The organism is Sphaerochaeta sp. (genome assembly GCF_050178175.1).
Classification (GTDB): domain Bacteria; phylum Spirochaetota; class Spirochaetia; order Sphaerochaetales; family Sphaerochaetaceae; genus Sphaerochaeta.
In genome coordinates this window covers 1-19,633 of sequence record NZ_JBFXGH010000011.1, presented here as the reverse complement: position 1 = coordinate 19,633, position 19,633 = coordinate 1, and the positions used below count along the sequence as shown (strand labels likewise).

16 protein-coding genes are annotated in these 19,633 nt (G+C 50.3%); 14 read left to right on the top strand and 2 right to left on the bottom strand.

Annotation, left to right across the window (positions count from 1 at the left end; genetic code table 11):
* Positions 1–2: 2 nt before the first annotated feature.
* The 7 genes from AB7S66_RS02435 to AB7S66_RS02405 are packed head-to-tail and all read left to right on the top strand — an operon-like array spanning position 3 to position 6,361.
* Positions 3–896 carry a tyrosine-type recombinase/integrase gene (locus AB7S66_RS02435; protein ID WP_428517783.1) on the top strand — a complete coding sequence of 298 codons (894 nt, stop codon included), beginning with the start codon at positions 3–5 and terminating at the stop codon, positions 894–896.
* A gap of 2 nt (positions 897–898) precedes the next feature.
* Positions 899–1,642 (top strand): TSUP family transporter, encoded by a 744-nt coding sequence (locus AB7S66_RS02430; RefSeq protein WP_428517782.1) that lies wholly within the window; start codon positions 899–901, stop codon positions 1,640–1,642.
* 33 nt (positions 1,643–1,675) lie between these two features.
* On the top strand, positions 1,676–2,554 hold the full coding sequence (locus AB7S66_RS02425) for a DNA-processing protein DprA (RefSeq protein WP_428517781.1): 879 nt from the start codon (positions 1,676–1,678) through the stop codon (positions 2,552–2,554).
* A complete protein-coding gene (gene xerA / locus AB7S66_RS02420; RefSeq protein WP_428517780.1) occupies positions 2,547–3,437 on the top strand; it encodes a site-specific tyrosine recombinase/integron integrase in 891 nt (296 codons plus the stop codon). The genes AB7S66_RS02425 and xerA overlap by 8 nt, the downstream gene beginning before the upstream one ends.
* The gene (gene hslV, locus AB7S66_RS02415; protein ID WP_428517779.1) at positions 3,430–3,966 is read left to right on the top strand and encodes an ATP-dependent protease subunit HslV; all 537 of its coding nucleotides are present in this window, start codon (positions 3,430–3,432) and stop codon (positions 3,964–3,966) included. The genes xerA and hslV overlap by 8 nt, the downstream gene beginning before the upstream one ends.
* 4 nt (positions 3,967–3,970) lie before the next feature.
* Entirely contained in the window at positions 3,971–5,350 is a 1,380-nt protein-coding gene (gene hslU, locus AB7S66_RS02410; protein ID WP_428517778.1) for an ATP-dependent protease ATPase subunit HslU, read from the top strand.
* Positions 5,351–5,359: 9 nt separating this feature from the next.
* A complete protein-coding gene (locus AB7S66_RS02405; protein WP_428517777.1) occupies positions 5,360–6,361 on the top strand; it encodes a hypothetical protein in 1,002 nt (333 codons plus the stop codon).
* Here the strand turns inward: AB7S66_RS02405 and AB7S66_RS02400 are convergent.
* On the bottom strand, positions 6,340–8,025 hold the full coding sequence (locus tag AB7S66_RS02400; RefSeq protein WP_428517776.1) for a peptidoglycan D,D-transpeptidase FtsI family protein: 1,686 nt from the start codon (positions 8,023–8,025) through the stop codon (positions 6,340–6,342). The genes AB7S66_RS02405 and AB7S66_RS02400 overlap by 22 nt on opposite strands.
* A 41-nt stretch (positions 8,026–8,066) precedes the next feature.
* Between AB7S66_RS02400 and AB7S66_RS02395 the strand changes: the two genes are divergently transcribed.
* The gene (locus AB7S66_RS02395; protein WP_428517775.1) at positions 8,067–9,182 is read left to right on the top strand and encodes a LysM peptidoglycan-binding domain-containing protein; all 1,116 of its coding nucleotides are present in this window, start codon (positions 8,067–8,069) and stop codon (positions 9,180–9,182) included.
* Positions 9,183–9,251: 69 nt separating this feature from the next.
* Here AB7S66_RS02395 and secA read toward each other — a convergent pair whose 3' ends face one another.
* Positions 9,252–12,017, bottom strand: coding sequence for a preprotein translocase subunit SecA (gene secA, locus AB7S66_RS02390; protein WP_428517774.1), 2,766 nt, complete (start codon positions 12,015–12,017; stop codon positions 9,252–9,254).
* A 111-nt stretch (positions 12,018–12,128) separates the two neighbouring features.
* On the opposite strand from secA, the gene murG reads away from it, so the two are divergent.
* Genes murG through AB7S66_RS02360 form a run of 6 tightly spaced genes read left to right on the top strand, consistent with a single transcriptional unit; the run spans position 12,129 to position 19,584 of the window.
* Positions 12,129–13,280 (top strand): undecaprenyldiphospho-muramoylpentapeptide beta-N-acetylglucosaminyltransferase, encoded by a 1,152-nt coding sequence (gene murG, locus AB7S66_RS02385; protein WP_428517773.1) that lies wholly within the window; start codon positions 12,129–12,131, stop codon positions 13,278–13,280.
* Positions 13,265–13,792 carry a CvpA family protein gene (locus tag AB7S66_RS02380; protein ID WP_428517772.1) on the top strand — a complete coding sequence of 176 codons (528 nt, stop codon included), beginning with the start codon at positions 13,265–13,267 and terminating at the stop codon, positions 13,790–13,792. Before murG ends, AB7S66_RS02380 begins: the two co-directional genes overlap by 16 nt.
* Complete coding sequence (locus tag AB7S66_RS02375) at positions 13,785–14,957, top strand: hypothetical protein (protein WP_428517771.1); 1,173 nt, start codon at positions 13,785–13,787, stop codon at positions 14,955–14,957. Before AB7S66_RS02380 ends, AB7S66_RS02375 begins: the two co-directional genes overlap by 8 nt.
* Positions 14,954–16,147: a two-component system sensor histidine kinase NtrB gene (locus AB7S66_RS02370; protein WP_428517770.1), complete on the top strand. Its 1,194-nt coding sequence runs from the start codon at positions 14,954–14,956 to the stop codon at positions 16,145–16,147. Before AB7S66_RS02375 ends, AB7S66_RS02370 begins: the two co-directional genes overlap by 4 nt.
* Positions 16,137–17,498, top strand: a complete 1,362-nt coding sequence (locus AB7S66_RS02365; RefSeq protein WP_428517769.1) for a sigma-54-dependent transcriptional regulator — start codon at positions 16,137–16,139, stop codon at positions 17,496–17,498. Before AB7S66_RS02370 ends, AB7S66_RS02365 begins: the two co-directional genes overlap by 11 nt.
* A complete protein-coding gene (locus tag AB7S66_RS02360; RefSeq protein WP_428517768.1) occupies positions 17,485–19,584 on the top strand; it encodes an ATP-dependent DNA helicase in 2,100 nt (699 codons plus the stop codon). Before AB7S66_RS02365 ends, AB7S66_RS02360 begins: the two co-directional genes overlap by 14 nt.
* Positions 19,585–19,633 lie beyond the last annotated feature (49 nt).

Here is a 19,633-nt window from a genome sequence, read left to right as displayed (position 1 = left end):
CTATGGCTCTTCCCGTTGACCAGCTCTTGCTCGAGGAGTACGAGGATTATCTGATGATACAGCGTCGTCTATCCCAGGCGACGCTGTCGGTCTATCTATACGAAGTTTCTCGTTTGCTGGAAACAGCACTCCCCCTTGAGACAGTGGATGCAATCCAACTGGAAACCTATCTGATCGGGGAGAGAAAGGAGCGTAACCTCAGTCCTGCAAGCCTTGCAAAGGCGCTCAGTGCGCTTAGGTCATTCTTTTCCTTTCTGCAACTCCAGAAGATAAGGCAGGACAACCCTGTCCTCCTGATCAGTCATTCACAGAAACCGCTCACGCTTCCCTTGGTGGCAAGTGTGGAGCAGATTGATGTACTCCTTGAAAGTATTGATACGAGCTCCCCCCTGGGGTATCGGGATCGCACCCTGTTTGAATTGATCTACTCCTGCGGATTGAGAATCAGTGAGGCATGCAATCTTGAGGTCTCCGATTATCAGGATGGAAAACTGCGGGTACTGGGAAAGCGGGATAAGCTTCGTATTGTTCCAGTAGGGGAGATTGCAGCCCACTATCTGGATGTGTATCTCAAGGATATCCGTCCGGAACTTATTGGTATGCGCTTGGCCAACAGGGCCCTTTTTGTCGGACGTAGGGGAATGAAGCTCACCAGGCAGGCAATCTATAAACGTTTTATCAGCTACTGTGGGGAATGCGGCCTTGACGCAAAGGTGCACACGCTTCGCCATAGTTTTGCAACCCACCTCCTCGAGGGTGGGGCTGACCTGAGAAGTGTCCAGGAGTTGCTTGGACATGCAGATATCAAGACAACGCAAATCTACACCCATGTGGATACTGCCTCCCTGCAGCATGCATATGATGCGTACCATGACGAGCAGGGGAGTGAGGAGTAAGCGTGAGTATATTATGGATTCTCTGTCCCATCATCGCATTCGGTTCTGCTGTGGATGCCATCGCTGGTGGCGGTGGTCTGATCACCCTGACTGCCTATGTAGCGGTGGGGCTTCCACCAACCACCGCCCTGGGGAATAATAAATTTGCCTCTGCAAGTGGGACTCTGGTTGCGACCATCCAGTATCTGGCCAACAAGCAGGTCAGCTTTCTGGTAGGGGGGATAGCCATCGTGACGACCTTCATCGGTTCTTCCTATGGATCCTACCTGGCAACACAATATGCCGCGACCTATCTCTCCTATCTCCTGATCATCCTGGTACCTTCCCTAGCGGTATTCATGTTGGTAAACCCGAATTTCGGAAAAGCCCAACCAAGGGGAAAGGCTTTCACCCTATCCCTCAGTGGGATCACTGGGCTGGTCGTTGGGATGTATGATGGTTTCTTTGGGCCAGGGACGGGAATGTTCCTTACCATCATCTTCACCGCTGTGCTTGGATTGGACCTGCTCAAGGCATGCGGAACCGCACGGATTGTGAACCTTGCCTCAAATATTGCGGCCTTGTCCATGTTTCTCTATCATGGGGCGATTGATTTTTCCATTGCGATTCCCTGTGCCATCAGCGCCATCATTGGTGGGTATATCGGCAGCCACTTGGCACTGAGAATCGGAGGGAAGGTAGTGAAACCGGTCATGTTGCTGGTACTCTCCCTCTTGCTCATCAAGGTGGTCGTTGAACGGTTTTGAAGCAAGTCTCCTGTTTCCCTGCCTTTGGGAGATATGAAACTTTCAATACTACTGGCACTCAGTCTCCTGCCGCTCCCATGTGAGAAGAGGATAGCATTGGCTCATTCTGGTATTACACTGCGGGAACTCGTAAACCGTGGAGCAAGCATGGCCCGGGTGAAGCGGATGCTCAGGTTTCTTCATGATGAGCAATCACTCAAAGTCTGTTTCTGGGGAATGGAAGGGTATCCTTCCACGCTCTACCAGATGGAGAACCCCCCGTTCAGGCTTATGTACAACAGGCTTCTGCCTGACCCGTCTGCCCAGTTGCTTACACTCTGCGGGACCCGCTATCCGGATGGTCTCGGTGCTCAACGGGCCTACCGGTTTGCACTGGAAGCCTGTGCCAACAACACCACTCTGGTGACAAGCAACAGCCGAGGGATTGATAGGACTGCGCTTTATGCCAGCGGGGACCTGAAAGCCAATGCATTCGTCATCTGTGACTGTGGTTTGGCGACACATCGCATCAAGGCATATCATGCATTACCGTTCGTCTCATTGCTCTCTCCCTACGAACCTGATGATGCAGCTTTCCCTTCCCGTTGCCTGAGCCGTAATATGCTCTCGACTGCGCTTGGGAACGCTACCATGGTCATACAGTCCCCTGAGAAAAGCGGATGCCTGCACTGTGCCTCCTCTGCACTGGACCAAGGCAAGGAGGTGTTTGTGCACTCTGAAGGGCTCTGTGGTGGCTCACTGGATGGAGGCATTGCCTCTCTTGCACAGATGGGAGCCCCTGATGTTGCCTCTTTCCGTGATCTCGCATCCCTTCTTTGTTGGGAGAGCCACTGCAAGGTGGAAGAGAGAAGAGGGGGAGCTGGTACGTTGTACCGCTTTGGACGGGCATGGTATAGTCTAGAGTATGGATGAGCCCTTGATCCAGGAGTTCCTGGAAACCCAGAAACAGATCCGTAATCTTAGTGACCATACCCTGCTTGCCTACAGGAGAGACCTGGAACAGCTGTCAGCTTATTTCTCTTCCCTTGGGATTGGCCTGCAAGAGGCTGGCAGGGAGGATGGAAGAATGTACCTTAGGTTCCTGAAATTCGATAACCACTACAGTGAGAAGACAGTGAACCGGAAGATCAGCTGTGTAAGGACGTTCTATACTTCATTGTGTAAACGTGGGGTATGTTCGGTAAACCCATTCACACTTGTGGCAACACACAGGAGAGAGAACCACCTCCCCACTGTTCTTTCTGTCAAGGAGGTGGCACAGCTGCTCAGCCAGAGCTGTGATGATTTCCGCTCTGCCCGCTCTGTTTCACTCTTTACCCTGCTCTATGACACTGGTTGCAGAATCAGTGAGGTGCTCGGCATTAAAGAGGAATCAATTGAATGGGATAAACGACGTATACGAGTCTTGGGAAAGGGGTCGAAAAGCCGATACGTCTTTTTCACCAACCATTGCAGGAATGTCTTGCAGACGTATTTGAGCCTGAAAAGAGAACGATTCGATTGTCCCTTCTTGTTCTGTTCAATACAGGGAAAACAGTTGCCGATGAGCACTGTTGGTAGTATGTTTGCTACATATAGAAGAAGGCTTGGGTGGCAGAAACAGTTTACGCCCCATGTACTGAGGCATACCTATGCAACCCATCTTCTGGACAACGGGGCAGATATCCGATTGGTACAGGAATTGCTTGGTCATGCCAGCATCTCTACCACCCAGATCTACACCCATGTATCGAAAGAGAGGCTGGCACGGGTCTACGCATCCTGCCACCCCCATGGAAGGAAGCAACATGAGTAGTTTTAAAGGAACAACCATCGTCGCAGTGAAAAGAAACGGACATGTCGCCATAGCTGGCGATGGACAGGTCACTGCAGGCGATACGATCTTAAAGTCAAACGCACATAAGGTGCGAACACTATATGACGGGAAGGTAATCACCGGCTTCGCTGGAACGACTGCTGATGCATTCACCCTCTTTGAACTTTTTGAGGGAAAATTGAAGCAGTACAATGGCGACCTGACCCGCTCTGCAGTGGAACTGGCAAAGCAGTGGAGAACCGATAAGCAGTTGCGTCAGCTCGAGGCAATGATGCTTGTAAGCGATGGAAAGAGAATCTTCCTGATCAATGGAGCAGGGGATGTGGTCGACCCAGAACGGGATGCAATCGGCATTGGAAGTGGGGGTAACTACGCACTCAGTGCTGCATTGGCATATCTGGAGGCAGACTCCACCATGTCAGCGGAGGAGATTGCCAGAAAGAGTGTACAGATAGCAGCATCAGTCTGCATCTATACAGATGATCAGATTAACGTAGAGGTACTATAAGCATATGGGATATTCGGCAAGCAGGAAGCTTGATGAGCTCAAGCCTTCTCAGATTGTTTCAGAACTAGATAAATATATTATTGGCCAGCAGAAGGCCAAGCGAACCATCGCGGTTGCGATTCGCAACCGGACCCGCAGGAAACGGCTTCCTGAGGAAATCAGGGACGAAGTCTCTCCCAAGAACATCATCATGATCGGACCCACTGGAGTGGGAAAGACTGAGATAGCAAGACGTATCGCAAAGTTGTCCAACGCTCCGTTTATCAAGGTTGAGGCTACCAAGTACACTGAGGTAGGGTACGTCGGACGGGATGTCGAATCAATCATCAGGGACCTCATGAGTATCGCTGTCCAGCAAGTGAAAGCTGAACTTGCCGAAGCTGAGAAGGAAAAGGTGGCAAGCAGGGTTGAGGAGCGTCTGCTCGATATGTTGCTTCCCCAGGCCAAGGATGATGAGAAACGCGATGTGGTGCCGGCAGGCAGCAGCTTCACAGACAGCCAGAAGGCAACCCGTGAACGTTTCAGGGAGATGCTCAGGGATGGGAAGTTTGATAACCGTGAGATAGAAGTCAATGTCCAGAGCAGGAAGCGGGTCGGTATTGAGGTCCTTGGTCAGCCGAACATGGAAGAGTTGCAGGATGCAATGCAGAGCCTTGGCTCAATCTTTGGGAACGACCGTGGCCATAACCGAAAGTTGACCGTAAAACGTGCCCGTGAGATTTTTACCGAGGAAGAGACCGAGAAGGCGGTGGACAATGACCGCGCCATTGAGGAGGCCAAGGAACGGGTAGAGCAGATGGGGATTGTATTCCTCGATGAGATTGACAAGGTCGCCAAAAGCGGTGGTGGAGCTTCCAGCATTGATGTAAGCAGGGAAGGTGTGCAGCGTGATATACTCCCTATCGTTGAGGGAACCAGTGTTTCCACCAAATGGGGTGTGATCGATACCACACATATCCTCTTCATTGCCAGTGGTGCATTCCATGTTTCCAAGCCCAGTGACCTGATCCCTGAGTTGCAGGGGCGTTTCCCGCTTCGCGTTGAATTGGATGACCTGAGTGCTGATGATTTCTACCGGATTCTTACAGAGCCCGCAAATGCGATGACCATGCAGTATCATGAATTGCTCAAGACCGAAGGGGTGGAAATCATATTTGACGATGCAGCCATCAGGAAAGTCAGTGAGATAGCCTATGAAGTGAATGCAACGAATGATAATATAGGTGCCAGGAGACTGTTCACCATCATGGAGAAGCTCCTGGAAGAACTTTCCTTCAGTGCAGATGAGCTTTCAGGTCAAACCATCACCATCACCGCAGCATACGTTGATGAACGGTTGCATGATGTTCTCCAGGATCAGGACCTCTCCAAGTTCATTCTCTAAGGGGGTAATTTGGAATTCCTAACGCTCGAGGCAGAAGACTATGAACACGCATTGAAAGAAGCCCGCATGCAGTGGGGAAGTGCAGTGCGTGTTCATACGCGTAAGGATTTCCTGGTGAAAAAAGGGATGCGAAAGGAAAAACGTTGCCGCATCACCTTTTTCCTGGTGGAGGATGCAGAACCTGTTGAAGAGGGGGTGGCGGAAGGTCCTGTTTTCCATGCAGGGGACCATTTGTCCTTTCTTATGGAACAAAATGAGATTCCCCCGGCCAGAATCGAACAAATCAAGAGTATGTTGTTGCCCGAAGAGAAGACCCTGGGTCAAGCAGAGCTTGAAGTCCGGTTTTTCCAGTATCTTCTTGAAGGCCTGCAGTTTGAGGATTCCGTCCAACAACGGTACCTAGTGCTGGTAGGACCGGCCGGGGTGGGGAAGACCACCAGCCTGGTAAAACTTGCTATCCATCTCCGGGCAAAAGAGGGAAAGAAAGTAGCCCTGCTCAGTTTTGATGTGCATCGTCCTGGTGCGTTGGAACAGGTGAGATTCTTTGCAAAGGAGTACTCCCTCCCGCTGTATGAGGCCACTGATGCAGGGGTATTGTCTGGGTTGCTTGACGCCCTGGAGACCTATGACCATGTTCTGGTCGATACCACCGGCCATAGCAGCAAGGATGTGATGCTTAGGGATTCTCTTTCCGACCTGTTTTCCTCTTTTGATGACAAGGAACGTGAGTACACCTTGGTGGTCAGTGCAAGCAGTAAATTCACCGACCTTATTGCACAGTATGAACTGTTCAGTGAATATAACCTGCGAAAATTACTGGTGACCAAGCTCGATGAGACCCAAGGGATAGGCAATATTCTGTTCTTTGCCAAGGAGGCTGGGCTTCCTCTCTCCTTCCTCGCTGATGGACAGGGGGTGCCTGAGGATTTTCATCGTGCCGATGCGTCGGTATTGGTTCCCCGATTGCGTGGTTTTACTCTTGAGCTTGATCAATTCTTCCCATCTCCCTGAAGGATGGGTGTATCGCTTGCAATCAGTTTTCCCTGGCTTATGAGCGTCCTGACGATGGCGCCAACCGCTGGCGCTGCTACATTTGATCCATATAGGGAAGCCCCTTTCGGATTACCCGCCGCTACATAGAGTATGTACTGTGGATTATCAATCGGCACCATGCCAAGTGTAGATACGAGGATGGTTCCATCCTCATAGCTTTTTGTCTCCTCATTGAACAGTTGGGCTGTTCCCGTCTTGACCCCTAGGGCCACACCCTCAACGCTTGCCTGGATTCCCGTGCCTCCTGAAAGTGAAGCGCGGTACATTCCTTCACGAATCCGTTCAGTGACCGAAGGTTCCAGCACCTGGGAGATCACCATACGTTCCCGTTGGTAGCTTTTCTCTCCGCTAACGGGAGAGGAACGGGAGAGGATAAGATGTGGAGCGATGAGTTCCCCCCTTGGAGAGAGTGCTGTAGCTGCTGTACAGAGATGCAAGGCACTTACCAAGAGCTCCTGTCCAAAGGCAATGGTTGGCAGGGTTCTTCCAGACCACTGGGAAGGGTTGGCGATATATGCCTTTGCCTTGGAGGGGAGCGATATATCATAGCTGTTGGTGAATCCCATTTGTTCCAACATAGTATAAAAAGAAATGGGGTCAGTCTGGAGTGCCCAATGCGAAATTGCCCCATTGCATGATTTTGCAAGCATGGTTTCCACATCAACTTCCCCATGTGGTGAAGTACAGTTGATCGTCACATTGCTGGATCCTGCATGGAAGGTGTAGGAACCATCACAGAGAAAGGGCTCTTCAGTCTGTGCCTCTCCAATCTGGAGGATGGAAGCCATACTGAACAGCTTGAAGACTGATCCTGGCTCATACAGAAGATTCACTGCATTGTTCCTTCTTTGTTCTTCCTCACTGTGACCAAGAGCATTGATATCGTACCAAGGGTAGCTGGACATGCCAAGAATATCACCATTTTGGGCATCGAGTACGAGTGCCATTGCATAATCAGGGTTGAATTCATCGGCAATTTGTTGCAGCTGTACATCCAATGCGTACTGGATATCTATATCCAGGGTGAGTATGACATCCTCCCCATAGGTAGTGTTACGGTTCCCGATTTCTGGATAAGGATTGAGGAATTCTTCCTGACTCAACTCAATTCCTTCAATTCCCTCCATATCTACATTGGTGAATCCAATGGTCTGTGATGCGTGGAATTTTGCAGGATAGGTGCGCCCTATCCGTTTCTCCACGTTTACCTGGTTCTGCAGGCCATGTTCCTGCAAGATGCTGCGCAGGGGTTCTACCTGTCTGTCGTCTATCGCCTTCTTGATCTGTGCATAAGTGGTGTAGTTGCTTGCTTTCTGTTGTATCTCTGATGGGCTCATCTCTACAAAAGGGGCAATGATCTCGCTTACCTGAGTTAGGTCCTCGATCTTGTTGAGATGAAGGTATACGCCCCAATAGGGACGTTCAATGGCGAGAATTCTTCCATTTCGGTCATAGATTGTTCCCCTTACCACATTTTCAGCTACCTCTGGATTGTGGTATGTTTTTGTCTGTGGCTGGCCAGAAAGCATCAGAAAGGCCAATCTGATGAAAAAAATCCCTAGGATAAGGGAAATAAGGACGGTGAAGAATTTGATATATGTATGGTTTGGACTGGTAGCCATGATTGAATTATACTACTATGTAGGAAAGGTAATGTCGAGCTATGGGAAAAGACTACTACGATGACATGCAAGAGCGGTCTTCTTGGCGTTCAGGAAGGGATGGCTCAGAAAATAACCGACCGAGCAAAGGGCTGATCTGGACGATTGCCCTGGGTATCGCTATCTGTGTGGTGGTAATTGTGATCTGGTATCAGTTTTTTCCAGCACAGAATCAAGGTCCCGAAAACCAATCTACGGTGATTGAGGAAGTACTACCCGAGGTGAAGGAAATTGCTGATGCACCGCAAATCAGAAGTGATGTGAACCCGGAAGGGGGCATATCGCCATCGGATGCACCGGTAGTGGATACGGGAAGTGCCAGGGCAATCGATGATTCTTCTCCCCTTCGGAGAACTCCCACCACCAGTGGTGCTTCCATCCAGTATGCAGAGCATCTGGTCAAGGAAGGTGAGGATCTTGCGTCCATCGCAGATTTGTACAGTCTCAAGCCACAGACCCTGATCAGTGTGAACAAAATCCGGAACATCCAAGCTGTCAAGGAAGGGGTTGTCCTTACCATTCCCGACCGTGATGGTCAGCTCTATACAGTGAGAGAGGGCGATATGCTCAGCACAATCGCCCGAAGGTACAGTCCCACCTTGGGGTGGAAGACCTTGCAGGAGCTCAATAACCTGAAGAATGAGAGGATTTTCGTTGGTCAGGAGCTTTTCATTCCTGATACCTCATCATCCTCTCTTGCCCAGCTCACTGATGTTTCCCCCATCCAGTTCCAGAAACCGTCCTCAGGAACCATCAGCAGGCTCTTTGGACAGTCTTTTGAGAACCCGACAACCGGGACCAGTGAAATCCTCGCCGGAATCCTCATTGAAGGCGATTGGGGAGAAGCTGTTGTAGCTTCAGCCAAGGGTGAAGTGGTAGATGCAGGGTATGAGCAGAAGGGTAGGGGGAGATTCGTGATCCTCAGCCATGAGGGTGGCTACCGAAGCAGTTATTACCATCTGGAGAATGTAAGCAGTGATGTGCGCATCGGTGCAAGTCTCGAAAAGGGACAGGTTATAGGGAGTATCGGAACCAGTGGGACTGATTATGAGCAACCGACGCTCTTCTTCAGCATCGAACAATCTGGAATTGCGCTTGATCCCCTGCAATTCTTCTAGGATAATTGTGGATACCAAAAAGGAGACCGCAAATGCAGTCTCCTTCCCTTTTGCTGTTTGGGCAAATCCTTAAGCATTCTTTCCGCAGCAATGCTTGTATTTCTTACCGCTCCCGCATGGGCATGGGTCATTCCTTCCCACCTTTGGGGTCTGTCTTCTTACCGTAACCGGAGCCGTCTCCCCTTCACCCTGTACTCGCCGGGGACCTTGGCTTGCACTACTGAAAGCACCTTGTGCCTGGTGACGCTCCACTGTTTTGGCTTCCTTGACCTTTTGTCGGTACTGCTGTTCCGGTTTGGTAATCTTCACACTGACCAGGGTTTGTGCCATGAATACCTTGATTCCTTCAAGCATCTCGGTAAAGATCTCAAACCCTTCCACCTTGTACTCAACCAGCGGATTACGTTGTGCGTAGCTTCTCAGGCCTACGGCGTCACGAAGATCTTCAAGAGCTGTGAGATGGTCCTGCCATCTGAGATCGATCTGACGGAGGTAGTTGAAACGGAGGAAATCGTTGAATGGTTTCTCTCCCGTGAGGGCAACCTTGTCATCAATCTCCTTGTCGATATACTGCCGCAGTTGTCGTTTGTACTCCTCTGGTGAAGCTTGCTCGGGAAGGGGAGGAATCTCAAGGTGAAACGTGGTGAACATCCCCTCAAGCAACTTGATTCCCTTCTTGTCGTCCTTGCCATCGGAAAATACCTGGTCAACCATATCATCGCTGATATCGTGACAAATACCCCTGACACGTTCCAGTAGGTGCTCATCGCAAAGGATTGCATCACGCTCATTATAGAGATAATTTCTCTGTTCATTGAGCACATCATCGTATTCAAGAAGGTGTTTCCTGATTTCAAAGTTGCGATCCTCTACACGCTTCTGGGCTTTCTCGATTGCATTGCTCAGCATACGGTGTTCAATGGGCTCCCCATCCTGCATGCCGATCTTGCCGAGTATGTTCTTCAGGTTTTCAGATGCGAAAAGGCGCATCAGGGAATCATCCAGGGAGACAAAGAACCGGCTTGCACCAGGGTCTCCCTGACGGCCACTCCGGCCACGGAGCTGATTGTCGATACGTCTGGATTCATGCCTTTCAGTACCAAGGATGTAGAGCCCACCGAGCTCCTTTACCTCTTCATAATCATGCTTCCATGCGGGATATACTTTCTTGATTGCTGCAGCAAGCTCCTCTGCAGTAGCATCGGCCCCACAGAGGGCCCTCGCTCTGCCCTCGAGGCTGCCGCCAAGCTTGATATCGGTTCCACGTCCTGCCATGTTTGTGGCAATGGTGACCGCACCTTTTGCACCGGCGTTCTCGATGATCAAGGCCTCCCGTGCATGGTTCTTGGCATTGAGCACCTCGTGCTTGACGCCCATCCTGCGAAGCAGGACTGAGAGCAGCTCGCTTTTCTCAATGCTGATGGTGCCGACTAGAATTGGTTGCCCCGTACTATGGACCTTTTGGATCTCCTCACAGATGGCCTTGAACTTGAACTCCTCATTATAGTAGACCAAATCCGGATAATCTTTTCTGATAATCGGCTTGTTGGTCGGGATGACCACAACATCGAGGCCGTAAATCTTGAGGAACTCAGGAGCCTCGGTATCTGCGGTACCGGTCATGCCGCTGATCTTGTCGTACATTCTGAAGAAGTTCTGGTAGGTGATTGTGGCAAGAGTTTTGTTCTGCCCAAGGATCTTGATTTTTTCCTTTGCCTCAATTGCCTGATGGAGACCCTCGCTGTAGCGCCTGCCGTGGAGTATACGGCCGGTGAATTCATCAACAATCTGTACCTGTCCTTCGACGACCACATAATCGACATCGGGGGTATACAAACGAAGAGCCTTTACCGCCTGGGTGACATAGTGGACATACTCGAAGTTCTCATCCTCATAGAGTGAACCGTTGATGATGTGATACTTGTTCAGTAATTCCTCAATATGGTTCATCCCTTGGTTGGTGAAAGAAACCTTTTTTTGCTTTTCGTCCAGCTTGTAGTCCCCATGTTCCTCGAATGCGGGAGCCTTGCGGTCGAAGCGTGCAAGTGGATCGGGTTCATAGTAATCACCGGTATCAGGATTCTTTTCACACTCAGTGAGTAGAGGGGCTATCTTTGCTGCTCCCAGTACCTGTGCAGAGTCATCCTCACTTTGTCCGCTGATGATCAAGGGGGTTCTTGCCTCATCAATAAGGATCGAGTCGATCTCATCGATGATGCAGTAGTGGTGTTTTGGCTGTATCTTTTCCTGCTGAGACCACTTCATGTTATCCCTGAGATAGTCAAAGCCAAACTCATTGTTCGTACCGTATGTAATATCCTTGGAATAGGAACTCCGTTTTGCTTCATTGTCCATGGACGAGAGGATGACACCCACGGAGAGCCCCAGGTATTCATAGATGGGGCCCATCCAGGAGGCATCACGACCTGCTAGATAGTCGTTTACGGTCACTACATGGACGCCTTTTCCGGTAAGCGCATTCAAATATGCAGCCGGAACACAGGTGAGGGTCTTTCCTTCACCGGTTTTCATTTCCAGGATCTTTCCCTGATGGAGCACGACCGCTCCCATGATCTGCACATCGTAGTGCCGTTCGCCCAACACTCGGCTTGCAGCTTCTCTTGCCAAGGCAAAGGCCTTGGGCAAGAGGGAGTCAAGGCTTGCACCTTGCGCTACTTGCTCCTTGAAGCTTTGGGTTTGCTGGCGCACCTCTTCAGCACTGAGACTCTCTGCCCAGGCTGCTTCCTTGTTGACCAGCTCAACGAGTGGCTTGAGGGATTTGATGTCCTTGTCTTGTTTTGTTCCGAACAGTTTGGTAAATAGTGAGGTGCCCATGAATTTCTCTCTTGTTGCGAATATAGGGGCTTGTCCCCTTCTTGTAAGTATACTCATACTGGAGTTGCAAGAAAAGTACAAGTGCTTGGAAAAGATGGGACAATTATACCCATGGTGTATCAAAGTGATACAATACTGCTGGAGCAACTGCTCCCATTGTGCTATAGTGATGCCATGGTAGTCTGTTACACAGGGGGAGGAACCCTCGGACACGTTTTTCCAGCCTTGGCTGTCCATGAAGAGTTGGCTCTCTTGCCGGACTACCGCTGTTTTTGGATCGGACGTGAGGAAGCCTCCGAGAAGGAGGCTGTTGCACGCTATGGTATTCCATTTTTTGCGATACGGTGGGGGAAACTTCGTCGCTACTGGTCCCTCAGGAACTTCCTTGACATCGGAAATATCTGTATTGCTTTCTTCCAGGCGCTTCGTATCCTGAGAGACCAGAGACCTGACGTACTCTTTTCCAAGGGAGGGTTTGTATCAGTACCCCCGGTATTGGCGGCGGCAGTATTGCGCATTCCGGTGGTAAGTCATGAGAGCGATGCAACACCCGGTCTGGCGACCAGGATAAATGCAAGGTTTTCAACACGTATCTGCGTTCCTTTTCCCGAGGGGTTCACCTCACTGGGGAAGCACAAGCTGGTGGTCACCGGCAACCCGGTGCGACGATCTCTGGTGCTCGCATCAAGACAAGATGCATTGCAACGGCCAGCGTTCTTGGGTCCAGCAGAGCCCTTGATTCTTGTTCTGGGTGGCAGCAGTGGTTCCGCCCAGATTAATCAATTGGTGCGGGAGACTCTTGATTCCCTTACTGAGATGGGGTATGTCTATCATCAGTGCGGGGAAAAGGGCATACAGCACATAGTACATGACCATTACCAGGAGGTACCGTTCATTGATGAGGCATTGCCCCTTCTCCTGAAACATGCCACGGTGGTAGTCAGCCGGGCAGGGGCGAATACCTTGGCTGAAATTGCGTTGTTTGGGTGTCCATCCCTTCTCATCCCCTTGGGTGGGGCATCAAGTAGAGGTGACCAGATAGACAACGCTCGTCTGTTTGAACAGAAGGAAGCGGTGATGGTGCTCTATCCAGACATCCTGGATGTGAAGCGGTTTCTGGAAGGTATATCTTCCTTGGTTACTGACGAGAAGCTTCGCGGGAGGTTGCGTGGCAACCTGGCAAAGATTGCTCATGAAACGAGTGCACAACGTATAGCAACTGTGCTGAAAACAGTGAAGGAGTCAACATGCAGTGGGGTTTGACCATAGGTTCTGTATATTTCAATTCAATCGATATCATCGTTTTCTCGCTTGCAATCATTGGAGGAATCGCCGATACCCTTATAGGGTTTGCAGCTGCATTCAGCCATCGCAGTGGCTATATCGTCGGTTTTTTCTCTGCGTTGATGTTCACCAAACTGATTGCTGAATTGTTGGTTCAGTCATTCGCACTTCCCGATCTGCTTGCAAGTCTTATCAGTTTTGTGATCCTGTTCTTGATTGGCTATGCTTTGATGCGCTTTGTGGGAAATCTTTTGGAAACAGCACTGAATGCCACAGGCCTTCGTCCAGTGAATGGCTTGCTTGGTTTTCTGTGGGGAGTCATTGAAGTGGGTATTGTGTGTGCCTTGGTGATCTATGTGCTGGAACTCCAAACAGTCTTCGACTTTTCTACTGTATTCAATAAAAGCCAATTCACCCTTAATGTAGTGAGGCCGTTGGTTCCCGAGACGGTAAACTGGTTCGCTTCAACAGTGCAGGCCCCGAATGTTTGAAGCCTTGAAGGAATACCAGAAGGGAGTGGCTGAGCAACTACAGGATCAGATTACCTCTGGTACCATGAGTCAGGTAAACCTGTTTGGTGGAAGTCGGTATAGCCTCAGAATGAGTTTTGCCCTTGAGACGGCAAGAGTGCTTTCTTGCTATCAAGGGGGAGATGATCACTGCAGTTGTGAAAGTTGCCGGAAATTCAGAAACCTCACTGTCTCAAATGTGGTCATCATCAGTCAGAGGGATCACCGAAGCGTCATCGAGACAAGTCTCTCCACCTTTGAAAGGCTCTATAACGATTTTTCCCGACAATTCGTCATACAGAGTATCCGGCGGATGTTGCTGCAGTACCATCCAGCCTTGCTCTCAGGTGCACAGACACAGAGTCAGAATGCAGCGGCATCCCTTGCGGGACAGGTCAATGACCTCCTTGTGGATTTAGCACGGATGGAGATAGGGAATGCCTCCCAGGCCAAGAAAGCAGTCAAGGAACTACGAGGTGCCCTGAAAGGACTCTTTACCGCAGCCAAGAAGAATACCACGGTGACCATCTCTCAGGTGCGGGCACTGGAGCATTGGAGCGGCCAGACCAGCATGGGGGATGGGAAACGATTCATCATACTGGAGGCGATGGAGATGACAAACAGCTCTGCCCGCAACAGCTTGCTGAAGATGCTTGAAGAACCAGCGAAAGATACCTATTACTTCCTGATCAGTGAGTATCCAAACCGGATTATGCAGACAATCCTTTCCAGGGTGCGCAGGTATGCATTTCCGCCACTCTCCCGGGAAGCGGTTGGTAAATACCTCCAACCGTTCTATCTTCACGATAAACAGTACGACTCCTTGGAGTCTTTCTTCCTTGAAGGTGGTGGGATGGATCTCGCTCGCGCCACTCGGATTGCAGAGCTTTTCGTTGCTTCCGTACAGGAGCGGCGTTATCTGCAGAGCAGTGAGATTGCATCACTGCTCAAGGAAATTGACGATATGCAAGGGTATGAGTTTGTATTGAAGGCAATGCTTGAGTCGCTCAGGCGGGTGATGCCTCCCCGGTCGCTGCTTGCGCTCTCCTCACTGGTCAATACGACCTACAACAGGGCGCAACTCTACAACCAGAACAATCGGCTGATGCTTGAATCCCTATACTATCAAATGATGGAGGAAGCATGAAAAACTTTGTCCAACGGGCAATCCAGAAGATTGACCAGCTTGATACCAACCAGATAGTTGAGATCCTGAAGAGCCAATCCAGTGACCTTGAGATGCTGGAGAGTGTGCTTGAGTCCATCCAGGATGGGGTAATCCTGACCGACGAGAGAAAAATCGTTCACTATGCAAACAGCAGATGCCGCACCCTCATTCCCATGGCAAGAATGCGGAACTATGAAGGGATGGCTCTCTCCAGGGTCATTGAGGATGAGCATATCCTTCACTATATTATGCTGGCACTCAAGGGAAAGCATCAGGATGAAGAAAACGAGTTCACATTCCAGAAGGGAACCAAGATGCAGACCATCGCTGTGACGGTCTATTCCTACATGAACAGCTCGGAGAGGATGAGGTCTTCCTTTGTGATCATGTTGAGTGATGTCACTGAGCATAATGCAAATGAAGCCAGGCTTCGCAGGAGTGAGAACCTTGCGTCGATGACCACCATGGCCGCAGGGGTAGCCCATGAGATCAAGAACCCGCTTGCAGCGATGGGGATTCATTTGCAACTCCTGAAAAAAGCGTTTGAAAGGAAGGAGTCACTTACCCTTGGTGATGCTGAGCGATATCTCTCTGTCTTGGAGGAGGAAATCAGCCGTCTCAATGGTATCGTGGTGGATTTTCTCTTTGCGGTACGGCCCATGGACATACGGCTGCGCCTTGCTCAGATGACCAAGACATTGGAGGATATCTGCTCTTTTGTGGAGCCGGAACTGGAAGAGCACAGCGTTCACCTGATCAAGGACTTTGCGTCTTCATTGCCTCGGTTGGAATATGATGAGCATCTGCTCAAGCAGGCAGTACTCAACCTGATAAAGAATGCCATGAACGCCATGGAGGGTGGGGGAAAACTCATTCTCCAGACCAGGCTGGATGGGGACCATGTAGTGTTGAAAATCCAGGATACCGGCATTGGTATGGATGAGGAGACACAACAGAAGATATTTGAACCCTACTTCACTACCAAGGCTACCGGTACGGGGCTTGGACTGACTGTGGTCTACAAGATTTTGAAAGAACACAAGGGAGATATTACGGTGCAGAGCAAGCTTGGAGAGGGAACTGTATTCACCCTTACATTCCCGGTTCCCAAAAGTGAACGGCTTGCACTGAAGTGGGATACGGTAGCGGAGGTGCACTATGAGTCGTAACATCCTGATATGTGACGATGAGAAAAATATCAGAAACGGCCTTGCATTGGCCATGGAACTTGAAGGTTTTGAGACCCTTGAGGCAGAGGATGGAAAGGTAGCCTGGGATATGGTGAACAAACAGTCGGTTGATCTTGTCATCACTGACCTGAGAATGCCGAACATGAGTGGGGAGGAATTGTTGAAGAAAATCAACAGTGCCTATCCCCGCATGCCGGTCATCGTACTCACCGGGCATGGGACCATTGAGACCGCAGTGGAAGCAATGCGCTCGGGAGCCATCGATTTCTTCACCAAACCGGTGGATCTGGACCGTTTGACCCTGGTGGTCAAGAAAGCACTTTCCAATAATGATCTCTATATAGAACATGAACGGCTGAAAGAGGAAGTTGCCCAGCTCAAGGCACGTAATCGATATGACCGAATCATCGGTAAGAGCCAGAAAATGGTGGAGCTGATGGACATTGTAAGCCAGGTCGCACCAACAAAAGCCTCTGTGCTGGTCACCGGCGAGAGTGGTGTAGGCAAGGAGCTTGTCGCTGATGCAATCCATGAACTGAGCAACAGAAGCAAGGGACCTTTGGTAAAGGTGCACTGTGCCGCCCTGACTGCCAGCTTGCTGGAGAGCGAGTTGTTTGGACACGAGAAGGGGTCCTTTACCGGGGCGGTGAAAGAGAAACGCGGACGGTTCGAACTAGCTGATGGGGGAACGATTTTCCTCGATGAAATCGGAGAGATTGATGCGGCCACCCAAGTGAAACTATTGAGGGTGTTGCAGGAGAAGCAGTTTGAGCGGGTAGGTGGGGAGAAACCCATTTCTGTTGATGTCCGTATCGTGTGCGCAACCAACCGGGACCTGCTCAAGGAGATTGAGAAAGGCAATTTCCGTGAGGATTTATATTACAGACTCAATGTCGTGCATCTCGAGGTTCCTCCACTGAGGGAACGGAAAGATGATATTCCGCTCCTGATGACCTCATTCCTTACTCTTTTCAGCAAGGAGAACAATCGCAGCATTGAGGGATTTTCCACTCAGGCGAAACGTGCCTTGCTCAGTTATTCCTGGCCGGGGAACATCCGGGAACTCAGAAATTGCATAGAGAGTGCCGTTGTGCTTGCCCGTGGGCCGGTCATTGAGTATGATGACCTGCCCCCAAGTGTCACCAAGGCGGAGAATTCGCAGAATCTTTCCCTTGATGTCGGCATAACCTTGGCTGAAGCGGAAAAACAGTTGATCATCAGCACCCTTGCACAGTGTGGGGGAAATAAGACCAAGGCAGCAGAGGTCTTGGGTATTGGAAGGAAAACCTTGCATAGGAAAATACAGGAATATCACATTGACCAAGCATGACATCTATCAGATTTTCGATAAGGATGGGTTGTTGGAGCAGAACTTCCCCTCTTATGAGTATCGCGAGGGACAGCTCAATATGGCTGACCTTGTCAGAGAGAGCTTTGAACGCAATGCCATAGCAGCAATAGAGGCGGGGACCGGTATCGGTAAATCCTTTGCCTATCTTGCTGTTGCCCTGTATGCAGCAATGCAATCCCCTGATGAGCGCACGGTGGTTGCAACCAGTACGATCAACTTGCAGAAACAGTTGTATGAGAAGGATATTCCCATGCTGTTCAAATTCCTCGGATTGTCCTGCAAGATTGCACTTGCCGTGGGCAGGGGAAACTATCTCTGTATCAACCGCTTCATGCAGGCGAAGGCTGATTCTTCCCTGATTGCCCAAGACCCCGCCAGTGAGCTTTACCAGGTCGGGCAGTGGATCAAGGAGAGCGAAACAGGCCTATTCGCAGACTTTCCCGGAAGACTGAGTGGAGAACTGAAAGGGGAAATCTGCAGTGACGGGGACCTCTGCCAGAACCACGCCTGTGCGTACTTTCGTGACTGTTTCTACTTCAAGGCAAAGGCAAAGGCAAAGGATGCGAAGATCATTATCAGCAACCATCATTTGCTTTTTACCGATGCCCAGAGCCGATTCATCAGTGACGTAGGTTATGAAGAGGAGATGATTCTTCCTCCGTTCAATCGCCTTATCATCGATGAGGCTCACAACATAGAGTCGAATGCCACCGAGTACTTCACCGAGGTGTATGACTCCCAGCAATTGCTGCGCCAGATCTCGAAGATCCAGCGCTCCGGCCGGTTCAGGGGGAAAAGTCTCTTGGAGCAACTGGGAGAATACAGCAGTGAAGCCGATATCATCGACCGAATCCAGGATGACATCCATCTCCTGACCCAGAACGTGGGTACGCTTGATCAGTACTTGCTTGGTGTTTTTCAGAAAAACGACTACCAGCCGGTGCTGATAAAAGCGGAACACCAAGGTCGTTTACAGCAGTTTGTTGATGCGGCCACCAGTGTATCCCAGGCAAGCGGAAGACTTGCTGCGAAGATCAACACCTTTCTAGAACAGAACAAGGCTCCCCAGGAACTGGATGCCAAGATCAATGAGCTGAAGGTACGCGGTACTCGGATTGCCATGATGAGCGAGGTACTGGCCAAATTCTGTAATTTCACACTCTGGCAGGATGAGGTGCACTGGTTCAATGCTGAATCCTACGGTACCCACCGACAGGTACAGGTATGCATAACCCCCCTTTCCATTGCCCCTCTGCTTGTAGATGCGGTGTTCAGGAAACTTGATACCGTGGTATGTACTTCTGCAACCCTTGACCTGAATGATGAATTTGCATTTTGGTCCAGCCGGGTTGGACTTCCCTATGATGAGGAGCGTCCCTTCCTCAAGGGGGCTTTTTCCTCCCCCTTTGATTATCGAAACCGATTGTTGCTTCTTACTCCATCCGATGCTCCCTTGTACAGCAAGGATAAGGAAGATGCATATGAGGCATATCTTGTAGATACCATCATGTCCTCAGTCCTTTCAGCAGGAGGAGGTGTGCTGGTATTGTTCACCAGCTATTCCATGCTGAAGAAGGTACACCAGAGACTCAGTGAAACGTTTGAGAAAGAGGGTTTGACCTTGCTCTGCCAAGGGGAGTATGACCGGTATACATTGCTCAACAGGTTCATCAATGAAAAGGACAGTGTTCTCTTCGCTACCTCCTCCTTCTGGGAAGGGGTTGATGCACCAGGGGAGACACTTCGCATGGTAATCATTGTGAAGTTGCCATTCACTGTTCCCTCCGACCCGGTGTTCAAGGCACGTTGTGAGGCAATAGATGCCAATGGGGGAAGTGGGTTCTACCAACTCGCCCTACAATCGGCAACCATGAAACTGAAACAGGGCTTTGGGCGGTTGTTGCGTTCAGCGTGCGATCGTGGTGTAGTCCTCATTCTGGATAGCCGGGTGGTGAGCAAGAACTATGGTATGTACATGATGCGTTCATTGCCTGAGAGTTATCACCCCGAGAGCGAGACTTCAGGATTATCAGACAAGGTAGAGAATTTCCTCTACGGAGGATGATACATAAAAAGCTGCTTCCTGGCAGATACCTGGAAACAGCTTTTCTGAT